The organism is Nonomuraea guangzhouensis (assembly GCF_019396345.1).
Taxonomy (GTDB): Bacteria; Actinomycetota; Actinomycetes; order Streptosporangiales; family Streptosporangiaceae; genus Nonomuraea; species Nonomuraea guangzhouensis.
Genome location: NZ_JAHKRM010000013.1, coordinates 31811 through 48356, shown reverse-complemented (window position 1 = coordinate 48356; position 16546 = coordinate 31811). Strand labels below are relative to the sequence as shown.

Genomic DNA, 16546 nt, shown 5'->3' with positions numbered 1-16546 from the left:
GGGCCCGGGCTCATTGCTTTCCAGCGTCGTGCAGGGCCACGGCCGTGCCGTCGATGAGTGCGCGCAGGCCGTGTTCGAAGGCTTCCTCACCGAAGGGATCACCGCCCTCCGCCAGGGCCGCGGCCAGCGGGGCCGACATCCCGCCGTCGAGCAGGTCCGCCGGTGCAGCCGAAGATCGCCCGCCCTGTGCCTGGAGGGCGAACCCGTTGACATAGTGGGCGACGCTGGTGATCGTCCGCAGCGCCAGCACCGGAGTGAACCCGCGGCCCACCATGCCGGCCACCTCCTGCTCGAACATCCGGACCGTCGCCGGGCTGGGCTGAGCCGCCGTGCACACGATCCGGGCGCCGTCGCGATGGGCGAGCAGCGAGTCGCGGTAGGCGCGGGCGCGGCGGCCGAGCCACTCCTGCCAGGACTCGCCGTCACGCGGCGGCCCCGTCCCGGCGCCCAGGATGATCGCGTCGGCCATCCCGTCGAGTAGCTGCTGTTTGGTACGGACATGCCAGTAGAGCGCCGGAGACTGGACGCCGAACTCGGCGGCGAGCCGGCGCACCGTCAGCCCTTCCAGCCCGACCTCGTCGAGCAGCCGCAACGCCGTCTCGATCATCGTCTCGCGGCTCAACCGGGGCCGCATGCCGCTGTCCATCGATTGCCAGTCTCGCAAACAGCCGGTTTCAAGCGGTGCAGGAGGGCAGCGAGCCTCGGGTGCGACAGTCGTCCGGTTTACTCCCGTTTTAGATCGACAGGGATTGAATCGGAGCAACTCAGCTGGAGGACATAGTGACGCCAACGAGTTCTGACCAACCACACGAGGAACTATCGATCGCACCAGACGAGCCACGCAGGCGCGTCCCACGATCGCTGATCATCACCGCGACCATCGCGCTGGCGGCGACGGGCGGGATCGGAGTGTCCGCCGCGGCGGCGTCGGGAACGGCGACGACACCGACGGAGTCGCCGACTCCCACGGCGACGATCAGCGAGACACCCACGGAGACACCGACCGAGACGCCCACAGAGACGCCGTCACCCACCGCACCCGAACTACCGCCGATCAGCCCGTGGGGCTTCGTCGGCGCTATGCACGGCGAGTTCGCGGTGGCGGGCAAGGACGGCTGCGGCGTCATCACGCTGCTCGCTCAGACCGGGCAGGCGACCGCGGTCGCCGAGGACTCGATCACCGTGAAGAGCCAGGACGGCTTCGAGAAGGTGTACGCGATCGACGAGTCCACCCGGACGATCGCGGGACGCCGCGGCACCAGCGCGGTCAAGGTAGGCGACTGGGTGTCGGTGACCGCCACCACAGCCGCCGCCACAACTCCCACCGATACCCCGACCCCCACCGCCACCGAAACCCTTACCGCTACTCCCACCGAAACCACCACCACTACCCCTACTGAATCCGTCACCCCCACCCTCACCCCCACCGAAACCCCCACCGAAACCCCCACCGAAACCTTCGCCCCCACGCCCACGGCCGGCACCGGCGAGACGGCGGGCACGGCCGCTTACGTCTTCGATCTGTCGCGGCCTACCAAGATCTCCTGGCGCAACCGCGACTGGTGGCCGCCGAAGCAGTGGTGGACAGGCCAGCCGAAGTGGCGAACCCCGGCCGTCTGCCCCACCCCCACAGAGACCGTGACCCCGACCGTGACCCCGACAGAGACCCCGACAGACACCCCGACCCCCGACCCGTCGACCTCGGTCTCGGAAACCCCGACCCCCACCCCCACACCCACCCCGAATTCATGAGCATCCGGTAGCGGCGCGATCCCGTCCCGAGCAGCCCCTCACCGGAAACGCTCGAACCAACGGCTCGCCGCTCCACCGCCTGAAGCGCGGTGGAGCGGCGGAGGCAGGGGCCATCAGCGGTCCTGTTTGTCCCGATAGAGACCCGAGTCGGCCATGGAGCCTATGATCGGGCTTCGGGGGTCGGACCATGTTGCGGGCGTTCTTCAAGACCGAAACGGGCAGCACCAGCGTGCTGCTGGGTGCGACCCTGCTCGCCCTGCTGTGGGCCAACTCGCCCTGGGGCGACACCTACGAATCCTTCTGGCAGACCACCATGGGCCTGTCGTTCGGCAGCGCCTCCTTCGACCTCGACCTGCGCCACTGGGTCAACGACGGCCTCATGACCGTCTTCTTCTTCGTCATCGGCCTGGAGATCTCGTACGAGGCCCGGCTCGGGCAGTTGCGGGATCGGCGGCTGATCGGCGTGCCGGCCGTGGCGGCGCTGGGCGGGATGATGGTGCCCGCCGCCGTCTACCTGGCCCTGAACGCTGGTGGGCCCGGGGCCGGTGGGTGGGGAGTGCCGATCGCCACCGACACCGCGTTCGTGCTGGGCATGCTCGCCATCGTGGGGGCACGCTGCCCGGAGCCGTTGCGGGTGTTCCTGCTGACGCTGGCGATCGTCGACGACGTGCTGGCGATCATCATCATCGCGATCTTCTATACCGAGAGCCTGGCCGTCGTCTCGCTGGTGGTCGCGGCGGCGCTGCTGGCGGCGATCATGACGCTGCGGTGGCTGCGGATCTGGCGGCCGCCCGCGTACATCGTGCTCGGGTTCGCGCTGTGGGTGGCCACGCTGGAGAGCGGCGTGCATCCGACGCTGATCGGCATCGCGCTGGGCATCCTGGTGTTCGTGTACGCGCCCACCGACACCAAGTTGCTGCGCGCCGATGAGGCCGTGCACGTGTTCACCAATGACCCGAGCGCGGAGGCGGCCAGGGAGGCGACGCGTACGCTGCGGCGGGCCGTGTCCGTGAACGAGCGGCTGCAGCTCCTGCTCCACCCGTGGAGCAGCTACGTGATCGTGCCGGTCTTCGCGCTGGCCAACGCGGGGGTCCGGTTCGACGGTGAAGCGCTGCGCACGGCCATGACGTCGCCCATCACGCTCGGGGTGGCGGCCGGGCTGCTGCTGGGGAAGTTCGTCGGCATCTCGCTGGGCACCTGGCTGCCGCTGAAGTTCGGCTGGGGGATCCTGCCCGGGAACCTCGTGTGGGGGCAGTTGCTGGGCGGGGCGGCGGTGTCCGGCATCGGGTTCACGGTGGCGCTGTTCATCGTGGACCTGGCCTTCGACGACCCGTCGGTGCAGAGCCAGGCGAAGATCGGCATCCTGTCCGGATCGCTGCTGGCGGCGCTGCTGGGTGGGGTGATCTTCCGGCTGGCCTGGGACCGGGGCGGGGTGTGCGCCCCGCCCGACGCGGAGCCCGAGGAGGAGCTGCCCGAGCTGCTGGCCGAGCCCGTGGGACCGGACGACCACGTACGGGGACCTGCGGACGCGCCGGTGACGATCGTGGAGTACGGCGACTTCGAGTGCCCCTACTGCGGACGTCTCCATCCGATCCTGGACGAGCTCCTGCGAAAGAACAGCGACGTGCGGCTGGTCTTCCGGCACTTCCCGCTCCGCACCATCCACCCTCGGGCGTTCCCCGCCGCGCTGCTCGCCGAGGCCGCGGCGAAGGAGGGCCGGTTCTGGGAGATGCACGACACCCTCTACGACAACCAGCGCTTCCTGACCGACACCGACCTGGCCCGCTACGCCGACGAACTGGACGTCGAGCCGTGGTCCGACATACCCGGGCAGTCGGCGCCGATCACCCGGGACGAGGAGTCGGGCCGCGCGAGCGGGGTCCGCGGAACGCCCACGCTGTTCCTGAACGGCGTCCGCTACCAAGGCGACATGGATCTCCGCTCGATCACCAAGGCAGTGGAAAGCGCGCGCCAATCCACGTAACGTCGCGTGTCGAACATATTCCGCGAAAGCGGAAGACCTGCTTGACAGAGCTGAAAGACGAGAACATGTCACTCTCGCAAGTGTTGTACGTCATCCTCGCGCTGGGGATGAGCGCCCTGCTGGTCGTGGGCGTCGTGCTGATGATCAGGGCGAAGGCGGAGCACGGCCGGGCGGCCACCTTGGGGCTGTTCGGCTGCGTCGTGCTCCTGCTCGGCGAGGTGTACAGCATCGTACGCATCTTCACGATATCGAGCCTGGTCGGGGCACTCGGCGCGGACGCGTTCGGCCCGGTGGTGTTCGTGATCGACCTGATCGGCATGCTCTTCAACGCCGTCGGGTTGGGATTGCTGATCTTCGCTGTGATCGCCCGCCGCACCCCGGTGCAACAGCCGCAGGCACAGGGCTGGCAGCAGCCCCAGCAGCCGTACGGCGGCTGGCAGCAGCAGCAGCCTCAGGCACCGGCCGAGTGGCAGCCGCAGTCCCCGCCCCAGCCGTCCCCGTCCCCGCAGCCGGGCTGGCAGGACCCTAACCAGCCGGGCTGGCAGAATCCGCAGGGCTGATCATGGCTGGAGAGCAGCCGGACCCACCCGGCCCCGACCCCAACCGGACCATCAGGCACCGCTGGCCACAACCCGGGCCGCCATCCCAAGACCCCGGTCACTCCCCTTCCACCCAGCGCCTGCCGTACACGCCCGACATGCTCCCCGACGTCCCCCAGTACGAGGCCAAGCCGCCGAAGTCGAGCTGGTGGTGGGTGATCGTGGTCGGCGGGATCGCGGTTCTGGTGGCCGCGGTGGCCGTGGCGGCCCTCTTATGGAGCAGGAGCACCGCCGAGCCGCCCGCCAAACCGGGCTCTCAGGCGCCCGCGCGGATCACCGACACCAAGGCCCAGGTGTCCTACCTGATCCCGGCGGGCTGGAAGCAGGCCGACCGGCCGTCGTACACCTCGGGCATCTCGGCGGGCGGCGCGGTCGTGGTCGCCTTCCCGCAGCAGCAGGGCGGCATCGGCGGCGCCGCCACCTCCGAGCAGTTGCAGGCCACGGCCGACACCGTGGCGCTGGACACGGCCCGGCGGCTGCTGCCCGACATGGGCAGCCGGGACGGGCTGCGTACTCGGGCGCTGGAGGTCGGCGGTCGGCCGGCGGCCACGGCGTCGTTCCGGGTGGTGTTCAAGAGCGCCACCAAGGATCCGGCTTATGTCCGCATCGTGGCGGTGCACACCGGCGACGGCGGCCTCTCGTACGTGTACGGCAGCACGGTGCCCGACGGCGACGCCGCCCGCCGCGCCCTCGACGACGTCCTGGACAGCGTCACGCCCGCGTGAAGTCCATGGTCCAGTTCGTCTCCCAGGTCTGCTCGCCGTCCGCCGAGAACGCCTGCTCCCACCGGCAGGCGTCCGGGCCGTGCACGGTCCAGATGAACCGGCAGCGTACCGACGCGCCCTCGTGCTGCTCTTCGCCGTAGAACTCGCCCCGGTCACCGTCGAAGCGGCCGACCATGGGCGTCGGGTCGAGCGTGCCCCTTGTGGTGCTCGCCCAATAGATGGACCACTGCTCGGTCGCGGGGTTGAAGATCCGGATGGTCAGCCCGGTGAAGCCCCTGCTCGGACACTTGATCTCGTCGAAGCTCGCCGCGCCGTCGAAGTGGCGGCTGGCCACGCTGGTGCCGGGGAACTCGTCCCACTCATCGCTGCCCGTCAGCGGCTTGACGAGCCTGCGGTTGATGACGTTCCAGGAGCCGGCGAAGAAGTCGAAGTCGTTCATGCGGCTGAACGTAAACCAGGGTCACTGACAGGTAGTGTCAGTGAAATGCGTGCTTCCCGGCTGGTCTCCCTCCTCCTGCTGCTGCAGACGCGGGGGCGCATGACGGCCCAGGAACTGGCCGACCGGCTCGAGGTCTCGGTGCGGACGATCTACCGCGACGTCGAGTCGCTGCACACCGCGGGCATCCCGCTGTACGGCGACGCCGGGCCGAAGGGCGGCTACCAGCTCCTCGACGGCTACCGCACCAGGCTCACCGGGCTGACCACGGACGAGGCCGAGTCGCTGTTCCTCGCCGGGCTGCCGGGCCCCGCGGCCGAGCTGGGGCTGGGCGCCGTGGTGACGGCCGCGCAGCTCAAGCTGATGGCCGCGCTGCCGATCGAGCTGCGCGACCGGGCCGGGCGGATCCAGGAACGCTTCCACCTCGACGCGCCGACCTGGTACCGCGACCCGCAGCCGGTGACGCACCTGCCCGCCGTGGCCGACGCCGTGTGGAACGAGCGCGTGGTGGAGGTCAGATACCGCCGCTGGAAGGCGCCCCAGGAGGTCGATCGGCGGCTGGAGCCGTACGGGCTGGTGGTCAAGGCCGGGCTCTGGTACCTGGTGGCGCGGTCCGGTGACCAGGTACGCACCTACCGGGTGTCGCAGATCCTCAGCCTGCACCCGCTGCCCGAGCGCTTCACCCGGCCCGGCGACTTCGACCTGGCCGCCTACTGGCAGGCGTATCTGGCCGAGTTCGAGGCCAGGCTGCGGTGGGGCGAGGCGGTGGTCCGGCTGTCGCCGCAGGGGATGCGGCTGCTGGCCAACCTGATGACGCCCGGCGTGGTGGCGGCGGCGAAGGAGACCGCGCAGCCGCCCGACGACGAGGGCTGGACCCGGGTGACGGTCCCGATCGAGTCGATCGAGCACGCGGCGGGCGAGTTCCTCCGGATCGGCACGGACGTCGAGGTCCTCGCCCCCGCCGAGCTCCGCGAGCGCGTCGCCGCCACGGCCGCGGAACTGACCCGCCGCTACGGCTGAGCGCTCACCGCGTGAGCGCCGTCTCCTCGGCCTGCCAGCAGTGCGTCCAGCGCCCCTCGCCCAGCTCGGTTCGGCCGGGCACCCGCTCCGAGCAGACCGGCAGCGCCACCGGGCAGCGCGGATGGAACCGGCACCCGCTCGGCGGCTCGATCAGGCTCGGCGGCTCACCGTGACGCGTCGTCTCCGGTGGCGTCACCCGGCCGGGATCGGGCGCGGACGCCAGCAGCAGCTTGGTGTAGGGATGGGCGGGCGACTGGGTGAGTGACTCGCCGTCACCGCTCTCGATGAGCCGCCCGGCGTACATGACCGTGATGTCCTCGGCGAAGTAACGCGCGCTGGCGATGTCGTGCGTGATGTAGAGAAGCGCCAGCCCGCTCTCGTCGGCCAGCCGCTCCAGCAGCCGCAGCACGCCGAGCCGGATCGACACGTCCAGCATCGACACCGGTTCGTCGGCGATCAGCGCGAGGGGCCGCACGGCCAGCGCGCGGGCGATCGCCACCCGCTGGCGCTGTCCGCCCGACAGCTCGTGCGGCATCTTGTCCATGAACTGGGTGACCGGGGTGAGGCTGACCCGTTCGAGCAGTTCGGCGACCAGCTCCTGTTCGTGAGCGTTCGAGCGGACATGCCGGTGGATGCGCAGCGGCCGGGCCAGGTGGTAGCGGACCCGGTGGAACGGGTTCAGCGACGCGAACGGGTCCTGGAAGATCAGCTGCACCTGCCGCCGGTAGTCGCGGAACGCCGCCCCGCGATGCGCCCGCACCCGCTCGCCGCGCAGCAGCACCTCACCCGAGGTCGCCGGGTACACCTGGGCGAGCAGCCGCGCCACCGTACTCTTGCCGCAGCCGCTCTCCCCGACCAGCGCGGTCACCGTCCCGGCGCGCAGCGCGAGGGACACGTCCTCTACCGCGCGCACCGGCGGCCGCTTCCCGAACCGGCCGCGTGGACCGCGCGCGGCGGTGAAGTGCTTGGTGAGGTTCCGGCCCTCCAGGACGATCTCGCCGCTCACTGGCGCACTCCCGTGTCGTCGTTCAGCAGGCACGCGACCTGCCCTTCCGCGCCCGGGACCAGCTCGGGGCGGCGCTCGGAGCACGCGTCCATCGCGAAGCGGCAGCGCGGGTGGAACGCGCAGCCCGGCGGTGGTGATCGCAGGTCGGGCGGGGTGCCCGGGATGCCGAGCAGTTCCTCGCGCGGGCCGTGCAGCCGGGGGAAGGAGCGCAGCAGGCCCAGCGTGTACGGGTGGCTGGGCGCCTTGTGCAGCGTCTTGGCCGAGCCGGTCTCCACCACCCGGCCCGCGTACATGATGGCGATCCGGTCGGAGATCTCCATGAGCAGGGACAGGTCGTGCGTGATGAACACGACCGCGAAGCCGTACTCCTCCCGCAGGGCCCTGATCTCGTGCAGGATCTCGCGCTGGACGACCACGTCGAGCGCGGTGGTCGGCTCGTCCATGATGATGATCTCGGGGTTGAGCGCCAGCGCGATGGCGATCGCGGCGCGCTGGCGCATGCCGCCCGACAGCTCGTGCGGGTAGCCGCGCCGACGGTCGGCGCCGATGCCGACGCGGCGCAGCAGCTCGGCCGTCCGCTCGACGCGCTCCTTGCGTGACATGCGCGGGACGTGGACGCGGAGCACGTCGTCGATCTGGGCGCCGATCGCGCTGACCGGGTTGAGCGCGTTCATGGCGCTCTGGAAGACGACCGCCAGCTCCTTCCAGCGGAAGGCGCGCAGCGCGCCACGGTCGAGCCCGAGCACGTCGACCGGCCCGCCGTCCCTGCGGTGGTAGACGACGGAGCCCGAGGTGATCGCCGCCGGCGGGCGCAGCAGCCGGGCGACGGCGTTGGCCAGCGTCGACTTGCCGCTGCCGCTCTCCCCCGCGAGGCCGAGGATCTCGCCCCGGCGCAGGTCGAGCGAGACGTCGGCGACAGCGTGCACGGCTCCGCCGCCCGAGTGGTAGTCGACGCTGAGCTCGCGGATCTCCAGCACGTTCATGTGCGAGCCTTCCGGACCTTGATGGTGCGCAGGCGGGGGTTGGCGATCTCGTCGATGCCGAAGTTGACCAGCGCCAGCCCGGTGCCGATCAGCGCGATGCACAGCCCCGGCGGGAGGAACCACCACCACGCCCCGATGAGCAGCGCCTGCCCGTTCTGCGCGAAGTACAGCATGCTCCCCCAGCTGACGGTCGACAGGTCGGCCAGGCCGAGGAAGGACAGCCCGGCCTCGGCCAGGATCGCGCCGACGACCGTGGCCAGGAAGCTGGTGGCGATGACGGGCAGCAGCACGGGCAGGATCTCGAAGAAGATGATCCGCAAGGGCCGTTCGCCGCTGGCCCGCGCCGCCTCGACGAAGTCGCGCCGCCGTACCGACAGGGTCTGGGCACGCAGGACGCGGGCACCCCAGGCCCAGCCGGTGACGGCGATCACCACCGCGACCGAGGCGACGCCGCGCTGCGGCAGGTAGCCCGCCAGGACGATGATCAGCGGCAGCGAGGGCAGCACCAGGAAGATGTTGGTCAGCACGGAGAACGTCTCGTCGATCGCGCCGCCGAAGTAGCCGCCGACCAGGCCCACCGCCACGGCCAGCAGTGTGGCGATGACCGCCGACAGCAGGCCCACGCCCATCGAGATGCGCGCGCCGTACACGATCTGGGTGAGGATGTCCTGGCCGGTCTGCGTGGTGCCGAGCCAGTGCGCGGCCGACGGGCCCTGGAGGCCGTCGTCGCTGGTGGCGGCCGGGTCGGCGCCGATGAGCAGCGGCCCGAAGATCGCCATCAGCGCGAAGAAGACGAGGATGCCCGCCCCGATCCTGATCTTCATGGGGCCTCCTGCCTGGTGCGGGGGTCGAGGACCACGTACGCGAGGTCGGCCAGGAAGTTGGCGACGAGCACGGCCAGCGAGATGACGAGGAAGATGCCCTGCATGAGAGGGAAGTCCTCGTTCTCCACGCCTTTGAGGAGCATCGACCCGATTCCCGGATAGGAGAACACGATCTCCGTCAGCACCGAGCCGCCCACCACGAAGCCGAGCGACAGCGCGAAGCTGGTGATGTTGGGCAGGATCGCGTTGCGGGCCGCGTACGCCCACATGACGCGGCGGCTGGTCAGCCCCTTGGCCTCGGCCATCACCACGTAGTCCTCACCGAGCGTGGTCACCATGACGTTGCGCATGCCGAGGATCCGGTCGGCCATCGAGGCCACCACGATCGTGACGGCGGGCAGCGCCGCGTGGTAGAGCACGCTGGCGGCGAACTCCCCGGTGAAGCCGGGCACCACGTCCAGCCCGTACGCCCGGGAGACGGGGAACCACTTCAGCGTCACCCCGAAGACGAACACCAGCGCCAGCGCCACCCAGAAGTAGGGCACGGCGTGCATGAACGTGGCGGCGGGCAGCACCCCGTCGAGCCAGGTGCCGCGCTTCCACGCCATCAGCACGCCGAGCGAGGTGCCGGCGAGGTAACTGATCAAGGTGGCCACGCCGACCAGCCCGAGCGTCCAGGGCAGGGCATCGGCGATGACGGCGGACACTTCGGTGGGAAAGAAGGTGATCGAGCGGCCGAGTTCCCCATGAGCGAGATTGCCCAGATAGTCCAGATACTGCTGCCACAGGCTCGCGTCACTGATCCCGAAGGCCCGCCGCATCGCGTCGATGGCGGCGGGGTCCACGGTGCCCCTCATCCGGGCGACCAGCAGCTCGACCGGGTCCCCCGGCATGAGCCGGGGGATGAGGAAGTTGAGCGTGACGGCGGCCCAGGCCGTGAGGAGATAGAACCCGAGCCGCCTGGCCAGAAACCTCACTTGGCCGCCGGCTTCAGGTGGAGCAGGACCACGGCGGCGTCGGGCGAGGTGTACGGCGAGGGCATCGCGTACGGGTCCTGCTCGGAGGGCCAGCCGACATACTTGTCCGTCCGGTACTGCGACCAGGCGGCGCTGTAGAACAGCGGCACCGTCGGCAGCTTCTCCACCATGATCTTGCCCAGCGCCTGGACGGTCTTCTCCTGCTCGGCCTGGTCCTCGGTGGCCGCGTACGCGTCGATCAGCTTGTCGGTCTCGGCGTCCTTCCACCGCTCGTAGTTGCCGGTCGCCGCCTTGCCGACCGGAAGGGCGAGGTCGCCGTAGAGCATCGTGCGCAGCTGGAAGTACGGCGTGGGCCCGGAGGGCGTGGCCCTGATCGACAGGTCGTAGTCGCCCTTGCCGACCTTGGACACCCAGTCCGCGAACGCCACCCCGCGCGTGTCCACCTTGATGCCGACCTTGGCCAGGTCCTCCCTGATGAGCTGGGCGGCGTTCACCCAGTCGGTGAACGGCGAGGGCACCAGCAGGGTGAAGCTCAGCTTGGCCGGGTCGACGCCCTTGAGCAGCTCCTTGGCCTTCTCGACGTCCACCTTGAAGGCCGCGTCCTTGTACTCCGGCGGCAGGTAGGCCTCGCCACCCGGCATCGGCACGCCGGTCGGGTGCGCCGCCTTGGTGTAGCCGCGCTCGGCCACCCGTACGAGCTTGTCCCGGTCGACGGCCAGGCTGATGGCCTGCCGCACCTCGGGTTTGGCCAGGGTCGGGTTGGCCTGGTTCGGCAGCAGCGTCACCACGCCCTCGGGCGGGAAGAAGAACTTGTTGACCTCCGGCTTTCCCTGGACGTAGATCTTCTCGATGTCGGGCACGAACGCGCCCGCCCAGTCGAGCTCGCCCTGCTGGAGCGCCGTCTGCACCGCGTTGGCGGTGTAGGCGGGGAACTTCAGCGTCGGCACCTCCGGCTTGCCCGGCTGCCAGTAGCCGGGGTTCTTCTCCATCTCGTAGAGCTGCGCGCTGAACTTCGACAGCTTGTACGGCCCGGTGCCGACCGGCTTGGGATTGGTGAACGTGACCGGATCCTGCTGCTTCTCCCACAGGTGCTTGGGCACGATGGGGGTGTTGCCGGCGATGTTGTAGAGCTTGGCGTACGACGTGGACTTGAAGGTGATCTGCACCTTGTCCGGCGCGAGCGCCTTGGTGCCCGCGATCTCCAGCGCGCTCCTGTTGAGCTCGGGGTTCTTGCTGAGCAGGTCGAAGGAGAAGACCACGTCGTCGGCGGTGAACGGCTGCCCGTCGGTCCACTTCACCCCGTCCCGGAGGGTGAAGGTGATCGTCTTCCCGTCGCCGGACCACTGGTGCTCCAGGGCCAGCCAGGGGGTGATCTCGCCGGGTTTGAGCTTGTTGAAGAACTCCAGCGTCTCGTAGATCATCCCGGACGTGCCGAAGTTCACGTTCTCCAGGTGGTACGGGTTGAAGTCCTCCTGGAAGGTGCCCGCGTCCACCGCATGGATGACCAATGGCGGCGAAGCGGCGGCGCTCTTGCCCGTGGACCCGCCGCTCGAACAGCCTGCCACCGCGACGACCAGAGCCGCGCTGACCACCAGGCTCCGTTTCATGGGGATGCCGCCTTTCCGAAGTAGCGCACCCGGAGATCACGGGAGCCCTTCGGGGCGGCGAACGCCTGGGCTCGGCGGAATCCGGCGGGTGCACCGCGCACGATCGTCAGCGCGCGGTAGTAGTCCACGTACGGGAAGCCGTACGTCTCTCCTCGGGCGTACGCGTAACCCGTGATCGCCGCCGACCAGACCTCGTAGGCCTCGTCGGACAGGTCGACGAACACGTCGGGCGTGTAGCCGTCGGCGTCCTCCCAGTTGTCCGCGTAGTAGAGCTCGCTCGCCCAGTACGCGGGCAGCTCGCGCTCGAGCGTTTTCAGGCCGCCGTAGAAGCGGGCGTCCTGCACGATCCGGTGGGTGCGGGCGTGGTCCTTGTGGATGGACTCGCTCCAGTGGGTGAGGATGACGTCCGGCCTGAGCTCCCTGATCAGGTCGCCGACCCGCAGCTTGACGTCCTCGTCCTCGGGCAGCAGGCCGTCCTCGTAGTCGAGGAAGCGCACGCCCGCGCCGATCGCCTCGGCGAACCTCTCCGCCTCGGCGCGCTTCTGCTCGGCGTAGTCGGGGATGGGCAGGCGCGGGTGGCCGCGCTCGCCGAGCGTGAGGTGCAGCAGCGTCGCGCGGTCGCCGCGCAGGACGTGCTGGGCGAGTACGGCGCCCGCCGTCAGGTCGAGGTCGCCCGCGTGGGCGCCGATGGCGAGCACGTGGGTCACGCCGACCGCCTCATCACGTGGAAGCGCCTGGTGACCTGGTAGCCGGCCCTGGTGTAGAGGTGGCCGGCCGGGCTGGTCTCACCGGTCCACAGGAACCAGGAGCTGTGCAAGGCCTCGGACCGCATCATGGTCATGGTCAGGTGGAGGAGGATCTTGCCGAGCCCGGTGCCCCGCTCCTCCGGATCAACCCCGAACGGCCCGAACCGCTCGGGAATCCCCCGGTAGGCCCCGTACAACGCGAACCCGGCGATCCCCTTGTTCTTCGCGATGATCATGCGTTTGGTGTCGCGGTGCTGCCGGATCGCCTCGCCCCAGTCCGGGTTGAAGACGTCGGCCGCGAACCGGATCAGTTCTGGTAACTCGCCCTCGTACGGGCTGCGGAAGGCGTACCCCTCGCTCTCGCGCTTGGCCCGCAGCGCGCGCACCTCGTCCGGCATCGCGTAACCGACCAGCGTGCGGTCCATCGCGACCGGCGAGTAGAGCGTCTCGAACCCCAGCTCGCCCAGCAGCCGGAACCCGTCGGGATAGAGCTCGGCATCGGCGCCCGGCAGCACGTAGTTGGGCGTGTAGGAGGAGAAGTCGATCCTGGTCCTGCCCTGGGCCTCGAGGAAGGCGATCGCCTCGCCGAGCAGCCGCCGCCCGAGCCCGCCCCCGCGCTGCTCGGGCGCGACGAAGAAGAACGGGATCCAGCCCGTCTCCGGCTCCAGGTCGGTGCCTGGGGCGAGCGGGGTCAGCCTGCGCACGGCGTACGCGCAGCCGGCCACCCGCCCGTCGATCACGGCGACCCGGAGCCCTTCGGGGTCGAAGTTCGGATCGAGCAGTACGCAGTCGCGGAACCATCCGGAGGTCGTGGGATCGCCTGGCATGCTGCGGTTCCAGGCGTCGATCAGGGAGGTCTCATCCCCCGAGGCGAACGCGCGGATAGTGACCATAAGACCAGAGTTGCCAGTGATTACGGACAAGGTCAATATGTGTCAGGAAGAAATTTTTACTGACATCGTCCCCCTTGAAACTTATTTCCACTTGCGGTAAGTATGAGCCTCAGCGGGCGCCACCTCGGACATTGCCCGCCGTGACCAGGCTCACCGGCCCCAGGGCGGTGCCGGTGGCCGTCGTGACCGCGAGCGCGAGCGTGTTGTCCCCCTGATGATCCAGTACGCCCTCGGGAAGGGAGAAGTCCCGCTGCGGGCCGAGATCGCCGGAGTACTGGCCGAGGTTCCAGCCGTTCAGGAACACCAGCACCCGGGCACCGACCGGAAGCTCGCCACCGAACCGCAGGGCGATGGGCGTGTCCTGGTCACCGGGCAGGTTCAGCCCGAACGTGGTCCGATACCACCGCACACCCGGAGTCCGGGCCGACGGGGTGGACGTCTCCTGCCATGAGCCGTCCCGGTATCCGGGCAGATGCCAGCCGGCCCGCTCGCCGTACAGGCCGCCGGTGTTGAGCGGACCGCGTACGGGATCGACCAGGTCACGGCCGCCCCGGGCGCCCTGGATCTTCCAGGAGATCGCCGCCGAAGACCCGCTGACGGCCACGCCGAACAGGCCGCGCGGCTGCTTGGACCGGTTGTCATCGGCGGTCCAGTCGTCGTTGTGGCCCATGTTCTGCACGAGGACCGCCAGGACGGCCCGCTCGCCCGGCTTGAGGAGCCCGGCGGGGATCGCGAAGTTCCCGGGGCCGGGATCGGGGTTGCGGGTGTCGGAGTCCGCCTGGGTGCCGCCGGCGGCCGAGCCCAGGTAGTGGCCGTTCAGCCAGGCCAGGTACGTCCCGCGCCGGCCGGTGATCGCGTTGAGCGCCACCTGGGTCTCCGCGCCGGTGGCGGTGAACCTGCCCCGGTACCAGACGTTCCCGTAGTCGAAGCCGTACTCCTCGGCGAACAGGACGGGCTGGGTCTTCGGCGCGTACGGGATCGCGGTGGTGGTGTGGTCGGCCACGGTCCAGGTGGAGTCGTCGAAGCCGGGCAGCGCCTCGGGCGCCTCCGCCGTGGTCCGCCAGCGGGTCAGCGCGGGCAGCCGAACCGGTCGAGGGCCGGGGAGGGCTCCCAGCAGGGACCCACTGGGCGTGCCGGTGGCCGCCACCTTCTGGCCGTTGACGACGAGACGGCGAGCGGCGCCGAACACCTCGACGTCACCGGCCCGCGCGGTGTCGGCGCGCAGGCTGACGGTGTCCCCGCGCACGTCCGCCGACCGCACCAGCGAGGTGCCGCGCACGAGGACCGAGCCGGCCTGCCAGAACGTCGCCGCCTGCGCCTCGGTGCCGAGCAGGAGCAGCAACGGGCGCCGCCCACCACCGGTGATCAGCACCCGGGCCAGGCCGGTGTGCGTGTAGTCCAGGGTGAGATCACCCGAGGCGTAGGCCGAGGTGACCGCGCCGTCGAGCACCTTGACCACGGGAGCGGAGGAGTACCGCAGCACGGTCCGGCCGGTGGACCCGTCGCTCCCGTACAGCACGGCGAGGTCCCGGCCGCCCGTGGCCAGGTGGGTCATGATCTCGGAGGTGGAGTAGACGAGCCGCTGCCCGCCGAGGTCGTACCCGGCGACCAGGACCTTCGCCTCGCGGCCGCGCACCTGGACGGGCACGGAATAGCCGCCGTCGGGCGTGCTCCAGGCGAGCGTGGCCGCGTCGGTGGAGCCGGCGGCCCGGTCGGCGTGCCGGACGAGCACAAACTGGGTGCCGGTCCCGGGGTTGGCGCGGGCCACCGTGGTCACCGCCGGGTTGCCGGAGGTGGGGCTGGTGACGGGGTCGGTCTCGGCGATCGGAGTGACGGCCCGCAGGAAGTAGCCCTGCCGCTTGAACTCGTCGTACTTGTCCGTCAGCTGCCGGGTCTCGGTGATCGCCGCGCCGTAGTCGTAGGAGGTGTAGGCGTCGTTGGGCTGGGCGAGCCAGCCCCAGTTGGTGCCGCCGTAGCCCATGTAGTAGCTGAACATCGTCGCGCCGCCGGTGATCAGGTTGTTCTTGTAGAAGAACCGCATATAGCCGGGCCCGGTCAGCTCCCTGCACCCCTCATATCCGGCGTTGAGCGTGTCGATGGCGCCGGCCTGGTACTCGGCGGCGAACACCGGGCTCCCCTGGCTCGCCCGCTCGGTGACCCCCTCACCCCACGGACCCCAGGTGGTGGCCGGGTTGGCGCAGTCGAAGGACTGCGGGTAGTCGTCCACGCCGGGAAGCTGGACCGCCCCCAGGCCCGAGGACCAGTCGGTGGTCCAGGACGCGTTGTCGCAGCACTGGTTGTGGCTGATCGGCACGTCGATCCCGTCCGCGCGGGCCTTCGACTGGATGTCCGCCATGTACTGCCGGTCGGTGTTGACGGCGTACTCGTTCTCCGCCTGGTAGACGATCACCGAGCCGCCGCGAGTGATCTGGTGGCGGGCGATGATCGGGTCGATGTGGCCGAGCCAGTCCTGGTACGCGGCGGTGAACCCGGGATCGCTGGACCGCCCCCGGCCTTCGACCGTCTTCAGCCAGGCCGGGAAGCCGCCGCCCGTGGTCTCGGCGTTGATGTACGGTCCGGGGCGCGCGATGACGTACAGACCGGCCCGTTCGGCCTCCCGCAGCAGCCGGTCGACGTCGCGTACGCCGGTGAAGTCGTACACGCCCGGCTTGGGCGAGTGGTAGGCCCAGTCGAAGTAGAGCGAGACCGCGTTGAACCCGCCGGCCTTGAACTTCTCCAGCACGTCCCGCCACAGAGCCGGGCTCGGCAGCCGGAAGTAGTGGAACTCCGCCGCCTGGACCACGACCCGCCGCCCGTCGATCTTCAGCGAGTAGCGGTCGTAGGAGACCTCGTGCGACCGGCTCCGGGCGGCGCTCGCGGGCGGCCCGCCCAGGCTGAGGACGGCCAGCAGGATCGCCAGGAGCGCTGCGCTGAGACGACGGGTTCGCACCACGATCCCCCTGCCACCGACGACCTTTAGTTTGTTTTATCACT

At 70.1% G+C, this 16546-nt stretch carries 15 protein-coding genes; 5 read left to right on the top strand and 10 right to left on the bottom strand.

What is annotated here, in order from left to right:
* Positions 1–10: 10 nt before the first annotated feature.
* Entirely contained in the window at positions 11–634 is a 624-nt protein-coding gene (locus tag KME78_RS26440; RefSeq protein WP_246651915.1) for a TetR/AcrR family transcriptional regulator C-terminal domain-containing protein, read from the bottom strand.
* A gap of 146 nt (positions 635–780) precedes the next feature.
* On the opposite strand from KME78_RS26440, the gene KME78_RS26435 reads away from it, so the two are divergent.
* From KME78_RS26435 to KME78_RS26420, 4 genes are all read left to right on the top strand, one after another.
* Positions 781–1752, top strand: a complete 972-nt coding sequence (locus KME78_RS26435; protein WP_219532047.1) for a hypothetical protein — start codon at positions 781–783, stop codon at positions 1750–1752.
* Positions 1753–1939: 187 nt separating this feature from the next.
* A complete protein-coding gene (gene nhaA / locus KME78_RS26430) occupies positions 1940–3736 on the top strand; it encodes a Na+/H+ antiporter NhaA (protein ID WP_219532046.1) in 1797 nt (598 codons plus the stop codon).
* Positions 3737–3801: 65 nt separating this feature from the next.
* Positions 3802–4296: a hypothetical protein gene (locus tag KME78_RS26425; protein WP_219532045.1), complete on the top strand. Its 495-nt coding sequence runs from the start codon at positions 3802–3804 to the stop codon at positions 4294–4296.
* 2 nt (positions 4297–4298) lie between these two features.
* On the top strand, positions 4299–5060 hold the full coding sequence (locus KME78_RS26420) for a hypothetical protein (protein ID WP_219532044.1): 762 nt from the start codon (positions 4299–4301) through the stop codon (positions 5058–5060).
* Here the strand turns inward: KME78_RS26420 and KME78_RS26415 are convergent.
* Positions 5047–5499 (bottom strand): hypothetical protein, encoded by a 453-nt coding sequence (locus KME78_RS26415; RefSeq protein WP_219532043.1) that lies wholly within the window; start codon positions 5497–5499, stop codon positions 5047–5049. The genes KME78_RS26420 and KME78_RS26415 overlap by 14 nt on opposite strands.
* 45 nt (positions 5500–5544) lie before the next feature.
* Between KME78_RS26415 and KME78_RS26410 the strand changes: the two genes are divergently transcribed.
* A complete protein-coding gene (locus KME78_RS26410) occupies positions 5545–6516 on the top strand; it encodes a helix-turn-helix transcriptional regulator (protein WP_219532042.1) in 972 nt (323 codons plus the stop codon).
* A 4-nt stretch (positions 6517–6520) separates the two neighbouring features.
* Here the strand turns inward: KME78_RS26410 and KME78_RS26405 are convergent, their stop codons facing one another.
* The 8 genes from KME78_RS26405 to KME78_RS26370 form a co-directional block, all read right to left on the bottom strand.
* Positions 6521–7522: an ABC transporter ATP-binding protein gene (locus KME78_RS26405; RefSeq protein WP_308127142.1), complete on the bottom strand. Its 1002-nt coding sequence runs from the start codon at positions 7520–7522 to the stop codon at positions 6521–6523.
* Positions 7519–8505: an ABC transporter ATP-binding protein gene (locus KME78_RS26400; protein ID WP_219532041.1), complete on the bottom strand. Its 987-nt coding sequence runs from the start codon at positions 8503–8505 to the stop codon at positions 7519–7521. The genes KME78_RS26405 and KME78_RS26400 overlap by 4 nt, the downstream gene beginning before the upstream one ends.
* A complete protein-coding gene (locus tag KME78_RS26395) occupies positions 8502–9329 on the bottom strand; it encodes an ABC transporter permease (protein ID WP_219532040.1) in 828 nt (275 codons plus the stop codon). Before KME78_RS26395 ends, KME78_RS26400 begins: the two co-directional genes overlap by 4 nt.
* On the bottom strand, positions 9326–10306 hold the full coding sequence (locus KME78_RS26390) for an ABC transporter permease (RefSeq protein ID WP_308127141.1): 981 nt from the start codon (positions 10304–10306) through the stop codon (positions 9326–9328). The genes KME78_RS26395 and KME78_RS26390 overlap by 4 nt, the downstream gene beginning before the upstream one ends.
* The gene (locus KME78_RS26385; RefSeq protein ID WP_219532039.1) at positions 10303–11913 is read right to left on the bottom strand and encodes an ABC transporter substrate-binding protein; all 1611 of its coding nucleotides are present in this window, start codon (positions 11911–11913) and stop codon (positions 10303–10305) included. The genes KME78_RS26390 and KME78_RS26385 overlap by 4 nt, the downstream gene beginning before the upstream one ends.
* Positions 11910–12620 carry a PIG-L deacetylase family protein gene (locus KME78_RS26380; protein WP_219532038.1) on the bottom strand — a complete coding sequence of 237 codons (711 nt, stop codon included), beginning with the start codon at positions 12618–12620 and terminating at the stop codon, positions 11910–11912. The genes KME78_RS26385 and KME78_RS26380 overlap by 4 nt, the downstream gene beginning before the upstream one ends.
* A complete protein-coding gene (locus KME78_RS26375) occupies positions 12617–13552 on the bottom strand; it encodes a GNAT family N-acetyltransferase (protein WP_219532037.1) in 936 nt (311 codons plus the stop codon). Before KME78_RS26375 ends, KME78_RS26380 begins: the two co-directional genes overlap by 4 nt.
* A gap of 109 nt (positions 13553–13661) precedes the next feature.
* Complete coding sequence (locus tag KME78_RS26370) at positions 13662–16502, bottom strand: beta-galactosidase (protein WP_219532036.1); 2841 nt, start codon at positions 16500–16502, stop codon at positions 13662–13664.
* Between the last annotated feature and the right edge of the window lie 44 nt (positions 16503–16546).